The organism is Microcoleus sp. N9_A2, from assembly GCF_036701775.1.
Classification (GTDB): domain Bacteria; phylum Cyanobacteriota; class Cyanobacteriia; order Cyanobacteriales; family Microcoleaceae; genus Microcoleus.
Genome location: NZ_JAUBRH010000013.1, coordinates 53,414 through 71,042, shown reverse-complemented (window position 1 = coordinate 71,042; position 17,629 = coordinate 53,414). Strand labels below are relative to the sequence as shown.

6 protein-coding genes are annotated in these 17,629 nt (G+C 45.8%); 2 read left to right on the top strand and 4 right to left on the bottom strand.

Features of this window, described 5'->3' with window-relative positions:
- Window positions 1-159 precede the first annotated feature (159 nt).
- Window positions 160-1,758 carry a uroporphyrinogen-III C-methyltransferase gene (cobA, locus tag QUA44_RS10730; RefSeq protein ID WP_333250622.1) on the bottom strand — a complete coding sequence of 533 codons (1,599 nt, stop codon included), beginning with the start codon at window positions 1,756-1,758 and terminating at the stop codon, window positions 160-162.
- Between the two features lie 176 nt (window positions 1,759-1,934).
- On the opposite strand from cobA, the gene QUA44_RS10725 reads away from it, so the two are divergent.
- Window positions 1,935-5,234 (top strand): glycosyltransferase, encoded by a 3,300-nt coding sequence (locus QUA44_RS10725; protein WP_333250624.1) that lies wholly within the window; start codon window positions 1,935-1,937, stop codon window positions 5,232-5,234.
- An 87-nt stretch (window positions 5,235-5,321) separates the two neighbouring features.
- Here QUA44_RS10725 and QUA44_RS10720 read toward each other — a convergent pair whose 3' ends face one another.
- The 3 genes from QUA44_RS10720 to QUA44_RS10710 form a co-directional block, all read right to left on the bottom strand.
- On the bottom strand, window positions 5,322-15,098 hold the full coding sequence (locus tag QUA44_RS10720) for a tetratricopeptide repeat protein (RefSeq protein ID WP_333250626.1): 9,777 nt from the start codon (window positions 15,096-15,098) through the stop codon (window positions 5,322-5,324).
- Between the two features lie 203 nt (window positions 15,099-15,301).
- Window positions 15,302-16,303, bottom strand: a complete 1,002-nt coding sequence (locus tag QUA44_RS10715) for a homogentisate phytyltransferase (protein WP_333250628.1) — start codon at window positions 16,301-16,303, stop codon at window positions 15,302-15,304.
- 241 nt (window positions 16,304-16,544) lie between these two features.
- The gene (locus tag QUA44_RS10710) at window positions 16,545-17,498 is read right to left on the bottom strand and encodes a methyltransferase domain-containing protein (protein ID WP_333250630.1); all 954 of its coding nucleotides are present in this window, start codon (window positions 17,496-17,498) and stop codon (window positions 16,545-16,547) included.
- Here QUA44_RS10710 and QUA44_RS10705 point away from each other — a divergent pair.
- The gene (locus tag QUA44_RS10705; protein WP_194065878.1) at window positions 17,492-17,629 is read left to right on the top strand and encodes a hypothetical protein; all 138 of its coding nucleotides are present in this window, start codon (window positions 17,492-17,494) and stop codon (window positions 17,627-17,629) included. The two genes, QUA44_RS10710 and QUA44_RS10705, sit on opposite strands and share 7 nt — an antisense overlap.

Genomic DNA, 17,629 nt, shown 5'->3' with positions numbered 1-17,629 from the left:
TGAAACCGCGTCTATACAAACGAAGTCGGCCTCCGCCGACTGCAGGTGATTTTTGATATTCTGGTTTGTCTATGTAGTCGCGATTACCTTACAACCAGTTTACAACTTATATCGCCTTCTTAGTCCGCGGAGGCGGACTTTGTGTGTGTAGCCGCGGTTTCAACCGCCGGGTGATTTTTGATGTGCTGCAGCCCATTCCACGATCGCCTCTGTCAGCCCGTCCAACGTATATTCCTGAGCTTCCACATCTAACTTGCCCAATAAATTATAGCAGCTTTTGGAAGTTTCCGGGCCGATCGAGGCGATGCAAATATTTTCTAACCAATCCTCAGACAAAGACAATTCTGGGGTTTTTTCTATGAGATTGCAAAAGTTATGCACGGTTTTGGAACTGGCAAAGGTTATGATATTTACTGCTTGATTTTGGAGTGCGGCTAGGGCGATCGGAGCGATAGTTTCGGGACAGCAAGATTGGTAAGCTGGTACTTCGATTACTTGCGCTCCTTTGGCGGTGAATTCTTTGACTAAAACTTCTCTCCCGCCGCTTTCTACTCTGGGAAATAGAATCTTGCAGTTTGTAGGGGCGGTGCCCCCGTGCCCGCCCTGCCAGGGGAAGTTTTCGATTAGGGAGTCGGCGACGAAGTTGGGGGGAATAAAGTCTGGTTGTAGAGAGTGCGATCGCAAACTTTCTGCTGTTTTTTTGCCTACTACTGCGATTTTAATGCCAGACAAGCTGCGCGCGTCTTTGCCTTTTGCTTGCAATCTTTCAAAAAACCAGTCTACAGCGTTGTGGGATGTGAGAATTAACCAATGAAAGCTTGACAATTGTGCGATCGCCCTGTCTAATGGTTCCCAAGTGGACGGCGCACCAATTACCAAGGCGGGCATTTCGATCGCGCGAGCTCCTAGTTGCTGGAGTCGATCGCTAAATTGATTGGACTGGGAAGCTGCGCGGGTGACTAAAATCGTTTTTCCGGCTAGCGGCTGGCTGTTGTTAGAAATGACTGGTGTAACGCTCATGTTTGGGTTTTCCGATCCGATTAAATATTCGCGCAATCTGACTACTTCTCCAATGACGATCGCGCAAGGCGATAGAGATTGACCTGCTGTTTGCTGTACGATGTTGAACAGAGTTCCGATCCAGATTTTCTGTTCGGGGCGGCTGCAATCTCGGATAATGGCGATCGGTGTTTCGGGCGATCGCCCGTGTTTTTGCAATTGCCAAATTATCTCGCTTAAATTGCGCCCTCCCATCAATATTACCAAAGTTTCAATCCGCACTAATGCTTCCCATTCTAAAGCATCTGTTTCGTGGGCGCTCATCACTGCAAAACAGCGGCTCATCACCGCATCTGTGAGGGGAATTCCTGCTAGCATTGGTGCGGCTAATGCGGATGAAATTCCGGGTACTACTTCAAACTCGCAGCCTGCTGTTATCAATGCTTGAATTTCGGAACTGGAGCGGCCAAAAATAAACGGATCGCCGCTTTTGAGGCGCACTACTTGTTTGCCTAAATTACACTGTTCTACCAGCAAGCGGTTGATTTCTTGCTGCTGGGTGGAAGGTTTGCCACCGCGTTTCCCGACTTCTATTTTTCGACAAGTTACTGGGATTAATTCGAGTTGTGGGATGTCGATGAGAGCGTCGTAAATTAAAACTTCGGCTTGGGATAGCAGTTTGTGCGATCGCACTGTCATCAAGTCACAATCTCCGGGCCCCGCACCGACTAGATAAACTTTTCCTTTTGGGTTTTTCATAAGTCATCCTCGATAGTATAATTTAAGGAAGAAGGAAGTTCGGCAACGGATTATGTAACGGATGTAACGGATGTAACGGATGTAAGTCCGTCGGAAGAAGGAAGAAGGAAGAAGGAAGAAGGAAGAAGGAGCAATCATGAAATAAAAAATAACAAATAACAAATAATTAATGCCCAATGCCCAATCCCTCCGCTTCGCTCCGCCCAATTCCCAATGCCCAATTCCTAACCAAAAATCCTATATTTATGCAGATTATCATCATCACGGCCGCCGATGCAAATTACTTTGAACTGGTGCGAGGCACTATATTATCAGTGCGGGAAAAATCAGAGGGTGCAAATGTGGCGATCGGCTTTTTCGATCTCGGCTGCACTCCCGAACAATTGCAGTGGCTGGAAACACAAGTTAATTTCATTAAAAAACCCGATTGGAACTTTGACTTTCCCGGCAGAAATGAATCCCCTCACTATCTCAAAGGACTTCTAGCACGTCCGTTTCTGCGCCGCTACTTCCCAGACTTTGACATCTACCTGTGGATAGATGCCGATGCTTGGGTGCAAGATTGGCAAGCTGTTGAACTATTAGTTAAAGGCGCGGCAAAACGCGGTTTAGCAGTTGTTCCAGAATTAGACAGAGGCTATTATTTAGCTTACGGCAAACTGCCTTGGTATTGGGAATTTGTTTCCCGTGATTATCAAGCAGCTTTTGGCGAAGAAGTTGCCCAACAGTTGCACAGCTATCCCACCATCAATGCAGGTGTTTTCGCACTGCAAAAAGATGCCCCGCACTGGGAATTATGGGCGGAATATCTGGGAGAGGGATTGCAGCGGCACGTTTCTTTAATGACTGACCAAATAGCTTTAAATCGGTTGGTTTACGGCACTAAAATGTTTGACAAAACAGAGATGCTGCCGGCTCGGTGCAACTGGAGCTGCAACTTTGGTTTGCCCGTCTGGGACAAGCAGCGAGCCTGTTTTGTGGAGCCGTATTTGCCGCACGGGGCGATCGGCATTCTGCACATCACCGGTCACAAGCACGACTTGGTAACATTAGCAACAACCGACGGAAGTCAAATAGAAATTAGTCTCCGCTATCAACCGATACAACAGCCACTATCTCCACAGTTAAAACCAACACAAATTACATTACCGCCACAATCTGAAATGAACAACAATACTTTGTTACCCGCCGGAGATTACGTCTCGCCCGGATTAAAAATTATTCTCCCAGATGCCTATTTTCCCAACATGATTGTCGGCGATACTCAAACTTGTTCGTGGCCCTACCTACGCCGGGAAATTCAGCACAATTGGTATGTCGATCGCCGCGCTAGTTCAGTCGGATTTCTCAGCCGCGACGAAGCACACATTTTGTACAATACAGCCCTGCAATTTGCCGGAAAAAAAGCCTTAGAAATCGGCTGCTGGCTGGGATGGTCTGCCTGTCATTTAGCCCTCGCAGGAGTTGAATTAGATGTAATCGATCCGCTGTTAGAAAGAGAAGACATTCGACAAAGCGTCATCGATTCAATTCAAGGCGCTCTCAATGCCTCTGGCGTGCAAACTTCCGTGAAGCTAGTACCCGGCTACAGCCCCCAAAAAGTAGAGGAATTAGCTAATCAATTTAACCGCAAATGGTCGTTAATTTTTATTGACGGAGAACACGGAGCGCCAGGCCCGTTAAATGATGCTATTGTCTGCGAACAATTGGCAGAAAAAAATGCAATAATTTTATTTCACGACTTAGCTGCTCCCGCTGTTGCTCAAGGTTTAGATTATTTAAAACAAAGGGGATGGCATACTGTAATTTATCAAACAATGCAAATTATGGGTGCAGCTTGGCGGGGGAATGTCGAACCGGTAAAACATCAACCCGATCCCAAGATTTCCTGGAATTTGCCAGCACATTTGCACGGTTACAATATTAGCAGTTTAGATAAAATTAATTCTCAAACAAGCAGCAAAAAAACTCACAACCCACCGTCATCTTATACAAGAAATTTTTACCAATTAATCGGAGAAGGAACTCGCATTTCTGCTGGAGAAATTATTCCCCTGCTGTTAGACTTGCTGCAACCCATTTTACCTAAAAGTGTGGTGGATGTGGGCTGCGGTACGGGAGGTTGGTTAGCTGCGTTTCACAAGTTGGGAATTGCTGACTGTTTGGGAATAGATGGCGATTATGTCGATCGCACTCTTTTAGAAATTCCTTTAAATCAGTTCAAGTCTTACGACTTAAAGCAACCGCTGCAAGTAGAAAGAAAGTTTGATTTGGCAATTTCTCTGGAAGTTGCGGAACATTTACCCAGTACCTGTGCGGAAAACTTTGTTAATTCTCTAACTAAACTAGCACCAGTAATTTTGTTTTCAGCAGCAATACCATTTCAAGGCGGTGTCGAACACCTTAACGAACAGTGGCCACAATATTGGGCTTATTACTTTCAACAAAACGGTTTTGTAGTCATTGACTGCTTGAGAAAAAAAATATGGAACAATGAAAAAGTCGAGCCTTGGTACGCTCAAAATATCTTGATTTTTGTCAAAGAAGAACACTTGTCGAGATATCCGAGGTTAGTGAAGGAGTATCAAAATACCGATCTGAATCAATTAGCGATCGTCCATCCAAAGATTTATTTTTACAGCTTACAAGTGGCTAGAACTTCTAGCGAAAATTCACACTCAAACCATCCACAAAGTGTAAAGCAAGTCGCAGCTTCGCCGCAGCTTGCAAGTCAACCTTTGATATCTGTGATTATTCCCTGTTACAATCAATCTCATTTTTTACCGCAAGCAGTAACTAGCGTTATCAACCAAACTTACAAAAATTGGGAAATAATCATTATCAATGATGGCAGTTTAGATACTACTAGCACAGTCGCCAAACAATTGATAGCAGCAAATCCCCAGTATCAAATTAGGCTAATAGAACAAGCTAATCAAGGGCTTTCAAGTGCTAGAAATGCTGGCATAGCAGCAGCAAACGGTGAATACATCATGCCTTTAGATGCTGATGATATCCTAGCTGAAAACGCCTTAACTGACCTTTTAGGAATATGTTTAAAATCAAATGTACCTTGCGTAGCATTTGGTTCTTATCAAATGTTTGGCACTGAAAATCGCACAGTACCAAGTTACGAGTTGTATTCTCCCGAAAACATCAAACAATCTAACATGATTCACCCGTCTTCACTGTATCACAAATCTGTTTTGAATTTGGTCAGCGGGTACAAGACTGAAATGAAAGAAGGTTACGAAGATTGGGAATTTTGGGTGAATTGTCATAGACACAATGTTCCATTTTTGGGAACGAGAGAAGTAGTTGTCAACTATCGTCGTACTCATGGTTCTATGTTAGAAAAAGCTCAACAATACCATGATAAATTGGTAGCACAAATTGTTTGTTATAACCGGGAGATTTACGATATTGACAGCGTGAATAGTGCTGAAAAAATATTGGCAGAAATTGCAATTTCTTAGTCTCGTGTTGCGCGAATTTTGTTTGTGTATGCCCGGTTTTATCTTCGTTTGTATGCGCTTTCAACCGCCGACACTTATCAACAGGTTTTATCTCAGATTTAGTATAACATCAAGAAACCGATTAACTTGTTTTTCCCAAGTCCAATCGAGCATAAAATTAGCCGCAGCTAAACCCCGATTTTTTGCCACTTCGCGATTAGTATAAACTTGATCCAAAGCCTCAACAACTTCTGCAACATCCGACTCTCCCCAACCTTCTACACCGGGAAAATGAGCAGTCGGTTTAACTCGTCCCTGATGCGATAAAGGATAGCAAATATTGCTGTAAATCAAGTCTAAATGGCCAGTATTTGCTGATAAAATAGTCGGAATTCCGCAGGCCATACTTTCCATTGCGACTAAATTAGTGCCGCCTTCGCAACGGTTAGTAAAAACAGCGCAGTCGGCTTCTCGCAAAATTTGTCCTGAGAGGTGATTGGGAATTAAGCCGATGTCGATAAAAGATTCAACTGGTAAACCGTTGGCTGCTAACCATTGGGAAATTCCTAAACTTCCGTCGCGGTTGATATTAGGAAATCCCGCAACGTTTCCGGTTTGTTCCATTCCCAGCATATATTGAGGCCAAAAGTTGTGCCACGCTGTTAGTAACAGCGCTTCTGGATGTTTGGCGCGAAATTGTTTGAAAGCGGCAATTACTATGTCTTGGCCTTTGCGATATTCTAGTTTGCCGCCGGAGAAAATCACGAAGCGATCGCCAAATAGATTAGATTTGGGTGCAGGATGGAAAATTGTCGGGTCAATTCCTTGATTTACCATCGCCACATTAGTCAAGCCGCAGCTTCGCAAAACATCGGCATTCCAGTTAGAACCGGTGACAATCGCACTGTATTGTTTGGCTTTTTCTAGTGATTCTGCTGTGATGCGCGTGTCTTCAAAAAAGATGACTCCTACTTGACAAGCGCTGGTAATTTGATTCTCAACTCCAGACGAAACTAAATTATTTCCCAAACCATAAAGTACGGGAAAGTTGCAGGAAATCTGTTTGTCTGGATTTGTGGTTACTAATTCCTGAAAATCTTTCTGCTTTTCTATTGCAGGTAATAACAGCGATTTGTGCAGCGGATTGATTGATTCTGATGTGATGGATGGCGGTGCTAAAAGTGCTACTTCCCAGGCAGGATTTCGCAGCAGTTGCAGTGTTAAATTCATGCCGTAAATTCCCCAGCCGCTGGTGATGCTGAGCGGCCAACTGATGCCGATTCCTGTTGTTTTTGGCGGGGTTTCTGGGAGAATCTGTAGGGGCGGTGGATGGTGCGTGCCCACCCCTTGGGAACAGATAATTAGCTGTTCTAGGGCTGCTTTTATACGATCGCCCACACCATCCCAATCACCCGGTTTTTCCTGGCGAAACAACCGCACAGTGGGATACCAAGGGCTGTCTTCGCGATCGAGCATCCACCGCCAATCCGGCATAAAAGACAGCAAAATCCACACCGGTTTCCCCAACGCCCCGGCTAAATGCGCCACAGCAGTATCGACGCAAATTACTAAATCCAGTTGGGAAATAATCGCTGCAGTGTCAGCAAAATCTCCTAAATGTTTGCTCAAATCTGGAACTTGCTCTTGATTTAATAAAGCGTAATCCCTCGCTGGCAAATCTTTTTGCAAGCTGTAAAAACTCGCTCCCGGAACATCTAAAAACTTCACAAAATCGCTCAACTTACACGATCGCTCATTGTTATTGCGGTGCAGCGGCCCACCAGCCCACACAATACCTACTTTTAGCTGATTGTTTGGTTCTAAAGAAATTTTACAATCCTCTGGCGCAGCTAAATAAGGAATATTTACAGGCATATTTTCCAAAGTTGTTCCCAGAATTAGGGGCAAACTCATCAGCGGCGCTTGTACTTGAAAATCCACCAAATCTTGCGGCTTTGTTGCTAAAATATCGATCCCGGCAACTTTTTCAAACAAACGCTTCAGCGACAGATGACAAGCCACAATAACTTTGCCACCTTTTTGCTTAACTAAAGATGCGTAGCGGATAAAATGAATGGTGTCGCCCAAACCTTGTTCGGGGTGCAACAATATTGTTTTTCCCTGCAAATCGGAACCGTCCCAAAGCGGTTGCTCGAAATATCTGGGTTCCAATTCTTGAGTTTGCCAGCGCGATTCGTAATCCGCAAAACCGCGCTCAAAATTTCCAGTTAAAAGCAAAGCTAACGCTCGTCTCAAACGCCAATTTGGTGATTCGGGACATAGTTGAATTGCTTTATTATAGAATTCGATCGCCTCTGCGACTTTTCCCTGTTCTTCGAGGGCGGAACCCAAGTATAAGTTGGTTTCGCTGAGATTGGGATTTGTTTCTAGGGCTTTGTTGTAGTGGAAAATAGCCTCGGCTATTTGCCCGTTTTCCTGCTTAAAATAACCTAAATAACTGTGGGCTACTGCGTGGTTTGGCGAGGCGACAATTACTTGCTCGTAGCGAGTGGCTGCTTCGGCTTGTTTCCCTTGTTTTCGTAAAGCATTTGCTATGTGAAAATCCACATCAACTGCTGTCAGTTTTTGGGCAGAGACGAGACTGGGCGATGGCGATGTTTCACTCGCAATCAAGGATTTTGTTAACTCTTGCAAAGCTATTTTTACCCGATCGCACACTCCATCCCAATCCCCCGGTTTGTGCTGGCGAAACAACCGCGCCGTCGGATACCAAGGGCTATCTTCGCGCTGCAACATCCACCGCCAATCCGGCACAAAACACAGCAAAATCCATACCGGTTTGCCCAAAGCACCGGCTAAATGCGCCACAGCAGTATCAACAGAAATTACTAAATCTAGTTGCGATATCACCGCCGCAGTATCAGCAAAATCGTTCAAATTTTCGCTCAAATCTATTACGGAAGTTTGACTTAACAAAGTACGATCGCCCGCAGATAATTCTTTCTGAAGACTGTAAAAACTTACGCCCGGAATATCGAACAATTTCAGAAAATAGCTTAAATAACTCGATCGCACAAAATCCTTCAAATGTTCCGAACTTCCCGCCCATACAATCCCCACTTTGAAATTGCGATTCCCTACGGGATAGCTGCGCTTCACGGAATTTAGGGAAAATTGCCAATTCGGCGGCGGTGCTAAATAAGGAACATTTGCCGGTATATTTTCTAAAGTTGTTCCCAGAATGTGCGGCAAGCTCATCAGCGGTGCTTGCACTTGAAAATCGGACAATTCGTCCATCCGCACCGCCACTTGTTCGATGCCAGGAATCTGCTTGAACAAACGCTTGAGTTCTTGATAGCAAGAAATGATTACTTTGCCGCCTTTTTGCTGCACGATTGCCGCGTAGCGCACAAACTGAATTGCGTCACCCAAACCTTGTTCGCAGCGCAGCAAAATAGTTTGTCCGTGCAAATCTGAACCGTCCCAAATCGGCCGATCGAAATTCAACCACTGTATGTTTTTTGCTTGATCGGTTTGCCAGCGCCATTCGTACTCTGCAAAACCGCGAAGCAAGTCACCTGTTAACAGCAGCGCCAAGGATAAATTGAAGTGAGCTTTAGCACAATTTTCATCGAAACTAATAGCTCGATTGTAACAGAAAATTGCCCGGTCTACTTCGTGATTTGCTTCTAATACTGTGCCTAAATTATTCAGCGCTTCTACATAATTTGGCTGTAAGGCTATGGCTTTTTCTAAGCTAACCGAAGCTCGATCGAATTTGTGCCTTTCTAAGAACCAATTTCCCAGGTGATAATGCCCTGCCGCGCTGTCAGGTTCTATTTCAATTGAGTGACAATAAAGGCGTTTAGCTTCTTCTAGCTGATTTGTTGCTTGCATGGCCGCGCCCAAATTTACGATGACCGGCACGTAATTGGCATTGATGGAAAGTGCTTGATTAAAACAGGCGATCGCCTTTGACAAATTGCCCTGCTGCTGGAGTATCGCGCCGAGATTGTTGAGAGCTTTGACGTAAAGGGGATTTAGGGCGATCGCCTTTTGGAAACAAGATATAGCATCGTCTATACGGCCCTGAGTTTGCAGCAAAATACCAAAGTTATTTTGGGATAGAGCGCAGTTTGGGTCGATTTCGATTGCGCGCTGATAATATGTTACAGCCCCTGTTAAATTGCCTATTTGGTGCAGCGTCACCGCTAAATTGGTGGCTACCTCTACCGAATTTGGCTGCAAACCTAAAGCATTTTCAAAACACGAAATCGCCTCAATAAATTTTCCTTGCGACTTCAGCAGATTTCCCAGATCGAACTGTTGCTTAGCCAAGTCAAAATTAAGCTGAGTTTGTATTATTGGTTGAGATTCCTGATGCTGAGTAACTCTTTCTCGGAGCGCCAAACCAACTACTTCTAAAACTCCTTCCCAATCTTGTGCTGTTGACTGACGAAACAAGCGCGCCGTCGGATACCAAGGGCTATCTTCCCGTTCCAACATCCACCGCCAATCTGGCACAAAACACAGCAAAATCCACACCGGTTTACCCAAAGCACCGGCCAAGTGCGCCACAGAAGTATCTACAGAAATCACTAAATCCAGAGCCGATATTGCGGCCGCTGTATCGGCAAAGTCGTGCAAATAAGAGCTTAAATCTGTGACGGGCATTTGCTCTAATAAAGCGCGTTCTTCTGCTGTCATTTCCTTTTGCAAACTGTAAAAATCTGCTCCGGGAATATCTAAAATTTTGGCGAACAAATTGAGCGGCAACGATCGCACTTTATTTTGTGAATTGTTAGTATTGCCGCACCAGACAATCCCTACTTTCAAATTAGCAGTTTGTCTCAAAGTAAATTCCAAGCCGGGAGGCGGAGCTAAATAAGGAACCTGGGCGGGTATACTTTCTAAGGTTGTTCCCAGGAGGTGCGGCAAACTCATGAGGTGCGCGCGAACTTGAAAATCCGGCGCTGCTTCTGGACTAATTATCAACTGATCGATTCCCGCAACTCCTGCAAACAATCGCTGCAAGTGCGGCAAACACCAAACAATTACCCGGCCGCCTTTTTGCTTGACTAATTCTGCGTAGCGAATAAATTGAATTGCATCGCCTAAACCCTGTTCCGGGCAAAGCAAAATTGTTTTTCCATCCAAATCTTTGCCGTCCCAAATCGGCTGGAGAAAGTTGTATTGCGGGAACTGTTTTTTTTCAACTACTAGCCGCGATTCGTACTCTGTAAAACCGCGCCCAAAATCTCCCGCCAGCAGTAATGCTAAAGCTAAATTTAGGTGAGATTCGGGGTTGGCAATATTGAATTCAACTGCTCGATCGTAATAGCTGACAGCATCTGCAAATTGTCCGCTTTGGTGCAGAATGTTTCCCAAACCGTTGAGAGAATTGACATAACCGGGTTTGAGTTCGATCGCCCGATTGTAACAATCCATCGCCTCCGCCGTTTTTCCCGCTTCCTCAAAAGCTTTAGCGAGATTGTTCAAAGCTTCGGGAAAGTCGGATTTCAGGCTCAAAGCTTGGTGGTAGCAGGCGATCGCATCTTGAATTTTACCTTGTTTGTGCAGGACAATTGCCAGATTGCAGCGAGCGGCGGCACTGGCTGGATATTTTTGAATCGCTTGCTGGCAAAAGGCTAGAGCCTCATCTAACTTATCTTGGTTTGACAGCCAATTCCCAAAAGCCAGATCGGTTGCTGCCAAATCCGGCTGCAGCGCCAGAGCTCGTTCGTAATAGGCGATCGCATCTGCAACTCGGCCCTGCCGGATCGAGGCGTATGCTAAGTTGTGCAAAGCGTCGAAATAATTGGGATCGAGCTCGATCGCCCGTTCGTAATTTGCGATCGCGCGATCGTAATCCGCGCCCGCTTCCTCCCCTTGTTTCTCCAAAGCAATTCCCAAATTTAAATAAGCCGCCGCGCAATCAGGATTTACTTGAATTGCTTGCTGGTAAAGCTTTACAGCCTCATTCACATTCCCTTCTTCTTCCCGCAGCAGCCCCAAATTAATCATCGCTTCGGCGCAATTCGGGTTCAAAGACAGCGCCCGCTGGTATTGTGCGATCGCCTCTGCATTTTCCCCTGCTTCCGCCAGGGCGCTGCCCAAATTGCTCGCAGTTTCCGCCAAATTTCCGTCGATTTCTAGCGCTTGTTGGTAGTGCGCGATCGCCTCTGTCAAGCGCCCGACGTACTGTTTGACAACGCCTAAATTGCTGTGGGCGGCGGCGTAATTTGGATCGATCGCGATCGCCCGCTCGTAACATTCGATCGCACCGCCAAAATTGCGCTGCATCTGCAAATTTCGGCCAGAGCGAAACTCTGCATCCGCCGCCGCCAAAGGCACGTAGGCTGGGGAAACCAGGCGGCCCAGAGATTGCGCCACCAGAGTGAAAACCGACGCCCAATCGCCCCTGCTGGGCTGGCGAAACAGCCGCGCCGTCGGATACCAAGGACTGTCTTCGCGCTCCAGCAGCCACCGCCAATCCGGCGAAAACGCCAGCAAAATCCACACCGGTTTGCCCAAAGCGCCCGCCAAATGGGCGACAGCGGTATCGACGGCTATCACTAAATCCAATTCGGCGATCGCAGCAGCAGTATCGGCCAAATCCCCAAAATGCGGGCTCAAATCGACGATTGGAGTTTGATTCAACAGCGCGCGATCGGCCTCAGAAACCTCTTTCTGCAAGCTGTAAAAACTTACCCCCGAAACGTCCAAAAGCGGCAGAAACTGACTTAAACTGCAAGAACGCTGCATATTTTTGCGGTGTTTGGGATTCCCCGCCCAGACAATCCCAACTTTCAAATTGCGATCGGGCAAAAGCCCAAATTTAGCACCCGCATTCCCAGATAAATAAGCAGTATTTGCCGGGATTGTTTCCACCGTTGTACCCAGAACATAGGGCAAACTCAACATCGGCACTTGCACGTCAAATTCCGGCAGTGGCTCGCCTCTAACTATTAGCAAATCAATCCCGTCAACCGTTGCAAACAAACGTTGCAATTGCGGGTAACAACCAACAATGACCCTACCGCCTTTATTTTTGACGATCGCAGCGTAGCGCACAAACTGAATCGAATCGCCCAAACCTTGTTCGGCGTGCAGCAAAATAGTCTTTCCCTGCAAATCGGAACCATCCCACAGCGGCCGGTATTCTCTCGCCGCCACTGTATTTCCCGGCCCAGCCAAAAAACAGGAATGACCGATTTTAAATTCATTAATTTTCCAGCGCCACTCGTACTCCGCCAGACCATTTTCCAAATCTCCCGCCAACAGCAAAGCCAAGGACAAATTGAGGTGAGCGCTAGCATGATCTGGATTCAAAACAATCGCCCGTTTGTAGCAGGCGATCGCCTCTTCTACCGCGCCTTTTTCCAGAAAAGTCCTGCCTAAATTGTTAATAGCTTCCACAAAATCCGGCAGCAATTCTAGAGCTTTGTGATAATATTCTAGGGCATCTTCTAAATTGCCTTGTTCTTGCAAAACAGTTGCCAGATTGTTGTAAGCTTCCCAGCTATGCGGCTGAATTTCCAGCGCTCGCCTGTAGAGGTTTACAGCCTCTAAAAGTTTGCCTTTTTCTTGCAGCGCCACCGCTAAATTTATCAGTGCGGGTACGAAATCAGGATCGGCGACAAGGGCTTGTTCGTAATGTGCGATCGCCTCTGCGACTTGACCTTGTTCCTCAAAAATCTTTGCCAAATTGTAAGCTGTTTGAGGAATATTTGGATCGAGTGCTAAAGCTTCTCGGTAATGCGGGATAGCTGCGTCCAATTCGCCATTTTCTTGTTTGAGAAAACCAAAATTAATCCGGGCTTGCACGCAATTTGGATCGAGAAATATGATTTGTTCGTAAAGGGCGATCGCCTCTTGCTTGTCGCCTGTTTCCATCAACTTTTCGGCTTGCTGCAACATATCCTCTAAAACAACCGAATTTTCCCCATTAGCCGCCCTAGTAATAGATGTTTCAATTGGCGGCATTTGCTCGATTGCTACGCGGTTGGCCAGCGCTTCGCCCGCTGTCAAAAATATTTTTTGGCTATCCTCAACCAAGCTAACATTTGTGATTTCCAGCGCCGCAGCATCGACTGTCTTTGCGAGGGACAAATTTTTAGTATTATCCTCGGAATAAGTAGTAGAATTGGCGATCGCCAACAAACTCAAAGCCGCCTGCACATCCTGAAACAATTCTCCCCAACTTTCCGGCTGACTTTGACGGAAAAGCCTAGCAGTTGGATACCAAGGATTGTCTTCGCGATCCAGCAGCCAGCGCCAGTCAGGAGCAAAAGAAAGCAGCACCCAAACCGGTTTTCCCAAAGCACCAGCCAAGTGCGCGACAGAAGTATCGACACTAATCACTAAATCCAGTTGAGATATAGCAGAAGCCGTATCAGCCAAGTCATTCAGGTGCGGGCTTAAATCCGGCACCAAGTGGTGATTGAGCAAAGTGCGATCGCTCTCGGACAAGTTTTTTTGTAAACTATAAAAAGCAATTCCCGCCACTTCAAACAACGGAATAAAATCGCTCAAACTGCAAGATCGCTGATTGTCTTTCCGCCTGGTTGGATTCCCCGCCCACACAATTCCCACCTTAAATTTGGCATCAGAAGCTAGCGCAAATTTGCACTCAGCAGGCGGAGTCAAATAAGGAACATTTGCGGGTATTGTTTCCAGAGTTGTCCCCAAAATTCTGGGTAAACTCATCAGCGGTGCGTGAAAGTCAAATACTGGTAAACCCTCAAAACTAACTGATAAATATTCAATCCCGGCAACAGTCGCAAACAACCGCATCAGTTCTGGATAGCAAGCCACCATAATTTTAGCGCCTCGGCTGCGAAGAATCGGCGCGTAGCGAATAAACTGAATCGAATCGCCCAAGCCTTGTTCGACGTGCAGTAAAATAGTTTTTCCCTGCAAATCCGAACCATCCCAAAGCGGCTGTATAAATTGCCTCGGTTGTAGTGTCGGAGTGCGCCACCGCCACTCGTATTCAGCAAAACCGCGCTGATAATCTCCGAACAACAGCAAAGTTAAACTAAATTCGAGGTGTGCGGTGGCGTTGTCTGGCTGTAATTCCAAGGCTCGACGGTGACAAGAAAAAGCTTCTTGAAAATTTCCTAAATCCACCAAAGCGTGTCCAAGGTTGTTAATAGCATCCACGAAGTCAGGCTTTAAGTTTAATGCTTGTCTGTAGTGGTCTATGGCTGCTTTTGTATTGCCTTGTTCGTGATAAAATGCTCCCAGATTGTTCTGAGCGTCGGGATTGTTTGGTTCTATTTCTACAGCTTGCTGGTAGCAGTTAAAAGCTTCGGCTAATTTGCCTTGCTGCTGCAAAACCCTTCCCAAACCTAGCAGAGAACATATCAATTTAGGATTTATTTGTAAAGCTTGCAGGTAACAGGCTGCTGCATCGTTTAAGAAATTTTTTTCTGTAAATATTTTACCTAAATTGTGGGCGACTTCAACCAGGTTTGGGTCGATTTTTAGCGCTGCTTGGTAATATACAATTGCCGCGTCTGTTTCGCCTAATTGCTGTTTGAGCCAGCCCAATTTATTGCAGGCGAGTGCGGAATTTGGCTGTATTTTGATAACTTGTTCGTAACTAACGATCGCCCTTTGATATTCGCCTACATCCATCAAAACATGAGCTTTATTTAAATGTGCTTCTACAAAATCGGGGTTTTGGGCGATCGCCTGTTCGTAAAAGTCGATCGCCTCAGCAACTTTTCCCTGCTGTCTCAGCGCTATTCCCAACAAACAAAGCACGTTTGCTGAATCCGGCTCGACTTCTACGATTTGCCGGTACAAATTTTCAGCTTCTAACAAACGCCCCGCTTGGTGATGTTCCCAAGCTCTTTTCAAACAGTCTTCAGCACTCTGTTTAACGGCAGATTTTTGCAGTTTTTTCTTAGAAGCCATAGTTATCTTTGTTGTTTGGGAGTTCGCTAACTTGTAATTGGCAACTTATTCTAATCTGTTAACTCTTCCTTCCTTCTTCCCTCAACATTGTTAAATCCTTTAAATTTATTAAAGTGATTACAAAATCGGTTCTGAAATGACCTCCCTTAAATCCGTTACATCCGTTACATCCGCTACAAAATCCGCTGCCGAACTTCCTTCATTTACCCTAACAAACAAGCTGCTGGAAAAATCAGATATTCTAAGAAAAACAACTTCCAGATAAACTGATAAAAATCCGCAATTTCTTTTTGCTCATCCAAATCAACTTTCGCGCTCCAAAACCACATCAAACCCAAAGCCGCCAAATGAGAAACTGCCAGAAACACTAAATTAACATTAGACAAGACAATGACTCCCGCCACAGTCGCGCCCAAATAACAAACTGTCAACACCCAGCGAGACAAATTAAAGACGGCCGGCTTGCCCAGCTCAATCGTAAACGTAGTAATATTGTATTGCTTGTCGCCTTCCATATCGGGGATATCTTTGAAAATGGCGATCGCAAAAGTAAACACCACCACAAACACCGTCAGCACCCAAACTTCCGCAGGAATCGCAAAAGACACACTCTCCAAACTCCAGCCCGAAAAAGCGCTTTTCGCCCTTCCCAAACCCAAAACCCAATTAAAGTGTAAAAACAGCCCTAAATTGACGATCGCCCCCCGCACCGTAAAAATGCACAGCGCCGCCCAAAAAGGAAACCGTTTCAGCCGAATTGGCGGCAGAGAATAAGCAGTCCCGATCGCCAAACTAACACCAACAGTAGCCAGCAAAAACGGCCCTTGCAAAACAGCTATCAAAATTGCCAAAATTCCAGTTACAGCTACAATTGATTCCCCAGTTTTTTGAGAAAATGCTCCAGAGGCGATCGGCAAATACGGCTTATTGATTTTATCAATTTCAACATCTTCTAACTGGTTCAATCCCACAATATAAATATTGCCGCAAATGCAAGCCAACCAAGCACAAACAAGGGGCAAAAATATCGGATTCACAAACATTTGTGCGCTTTGGGCGATCGCGTACAAAGCCAGCACGCTCAACGTAGTCCCCACAATCGTATGCGGCCGAGAAAACTCCCAAAATGCCATCACCCAACTTTGCGGAGCCGAGCCATCTTGATCTTTATCAATCCAAGACTTATCAATCGAATCGTTGCCCATAAATCCTACAAACGCACCAGAAATAATATTAAGTAAAGTGGAAATTATCCACCTTACTTAATTGAACTTGTCGCCATAAATATCATCGACCGAACCCTCTTCCTTCTTCCCTCTTCCTTCTTCCCTCTTCCTTCTTCCCTCTTCCGACGGACTTACATCCGTTACATCCGTTACATCCGTTACATCCGTTACATAATCCGTTGCCGAACTTCCCTCTTCCTTCTTCCTTCTTCCTTCTGATTTATTTTACAGCACAAATCAGTCCGAAACGAATCAAGCCGCTCGCATATCCCCGGCTCATCAATCCGAGAGCAAGTGCAGCTTGAACAGTTGTCCAACCGCTCGTCAGCAAACCCCAAATTGCGCTCGGAGTCAATGCAGAATCGATCACCACATCCCAAAACGGAGCAACTGCTTTTGACCAATCAGCACTGCGAATACTTGTAAAAGGCAAACTGCGGACAATTTCCTCATATTCCGGCAAAGAAATCACGTAAGGCAAAGCATAAACCCGGTAAATTTCTGCCAACTCCTTTCTTTCTGCATCAGTTAATTCTCCCGCCGTTTCTCCCACCGGGCGGTGACACCAAGTTGCTAACATCAAAGTTCCTCCCGGCTTGAGCACGCGACAGCATTCCTGCAAAAACTTAATTTTGTCGGGCATATGTTCGCCGCTTTCGAGGGACCAAACTAAGTCGAAGGACTCGTCAGGAAAAGGCATATTCAAAGCATCTGCTACTAAAAAGTTAACATTGCTTTCGAGTCCTGCAATTTTAGCGCGTTCAGTCGCTCTGTTGGCCTGTACCGGACTCAGGGTGATGCCGGTGGCCGTCACGCTAGCGCCCGTTTTGTTTTGTTCGGTCGATCGCCCAAAATCTCGATCGACCTCACCATCCGACTTTAAATTATTTTGGGCGATCGAACTAAACTTTTGAGTCAAATAAAGCGTGCTACCGCCGATTCCGCAACCGACATCTAAAATGCGGTAAGGTTCGCAGAGTGCCTTCTCTGACGGTACTCCAGCCTCGCCGAGCAATTCTTCGATCAAATCTATCTGAGCCTGTCGGCGCTCTTTTTTCAAATTCCCATCCGCGCCGTAGTAACCGTGGTGCATATGTTCGCCCCACACCTGTTCCCACAAACCGCTAGAAGCGTCGTAGAGTTCCTGAATTTGCTGGTAAAGTGTTGATGTCATCGCCAGATCGCAAGTTATTAAAGGAATTCTACCGTTATTTTCCCGATGTTGTCATGGAATGTGGCGATTTGGTGCGATCGGTCGATCGGCATTCCCCAGACCGAGATATCCTTATTTATACCCCTGGATAG

Coding starts and splice junctions, on each gene's coding strand:
- cobA (WP_333250622.1), bottom strand. CDS start 1,758: ATGAAAAACCCAAAAGGAAAAGTTTATCTAGTCGGTGCGGGGCCCGGA.
- QUA44_RS10725 (WP_333250624.1), top strand. CDS start 1,935: ATGCCCAATCCCTCCGCTTCGCTCCGCCCAATTCCCAATGCCCAATTC.
- QUA44_RS10720 (WP_333250626.1), bottom strand. CDS start 15,098: ATGGCTTCTAAGAAAAAACTGCAAAAATCTGCCGTTAAACAGAGTGCT.
- QUA44_RS10715 (WP_333250628.1), bottom strand. CDS start 16,303: ATGGGCAACGATTCGATTGATAAGTCTTGGATTGATAAAGATCAAGAT.
- QUA44_RS10705 (WP_194065878.1), top strand. CDS start 17,492: ATGTCATCGCCAGATCGCAAGTTATTAAAGGAATTCTACCGTTATTTT.
- QUA44_RS10710 (WP_333250630.1), bottom strand. CDS start 17,498: ATGACATCAACACTTTACCAGCAAATTCAGGAACTCTACGACGCTTCT.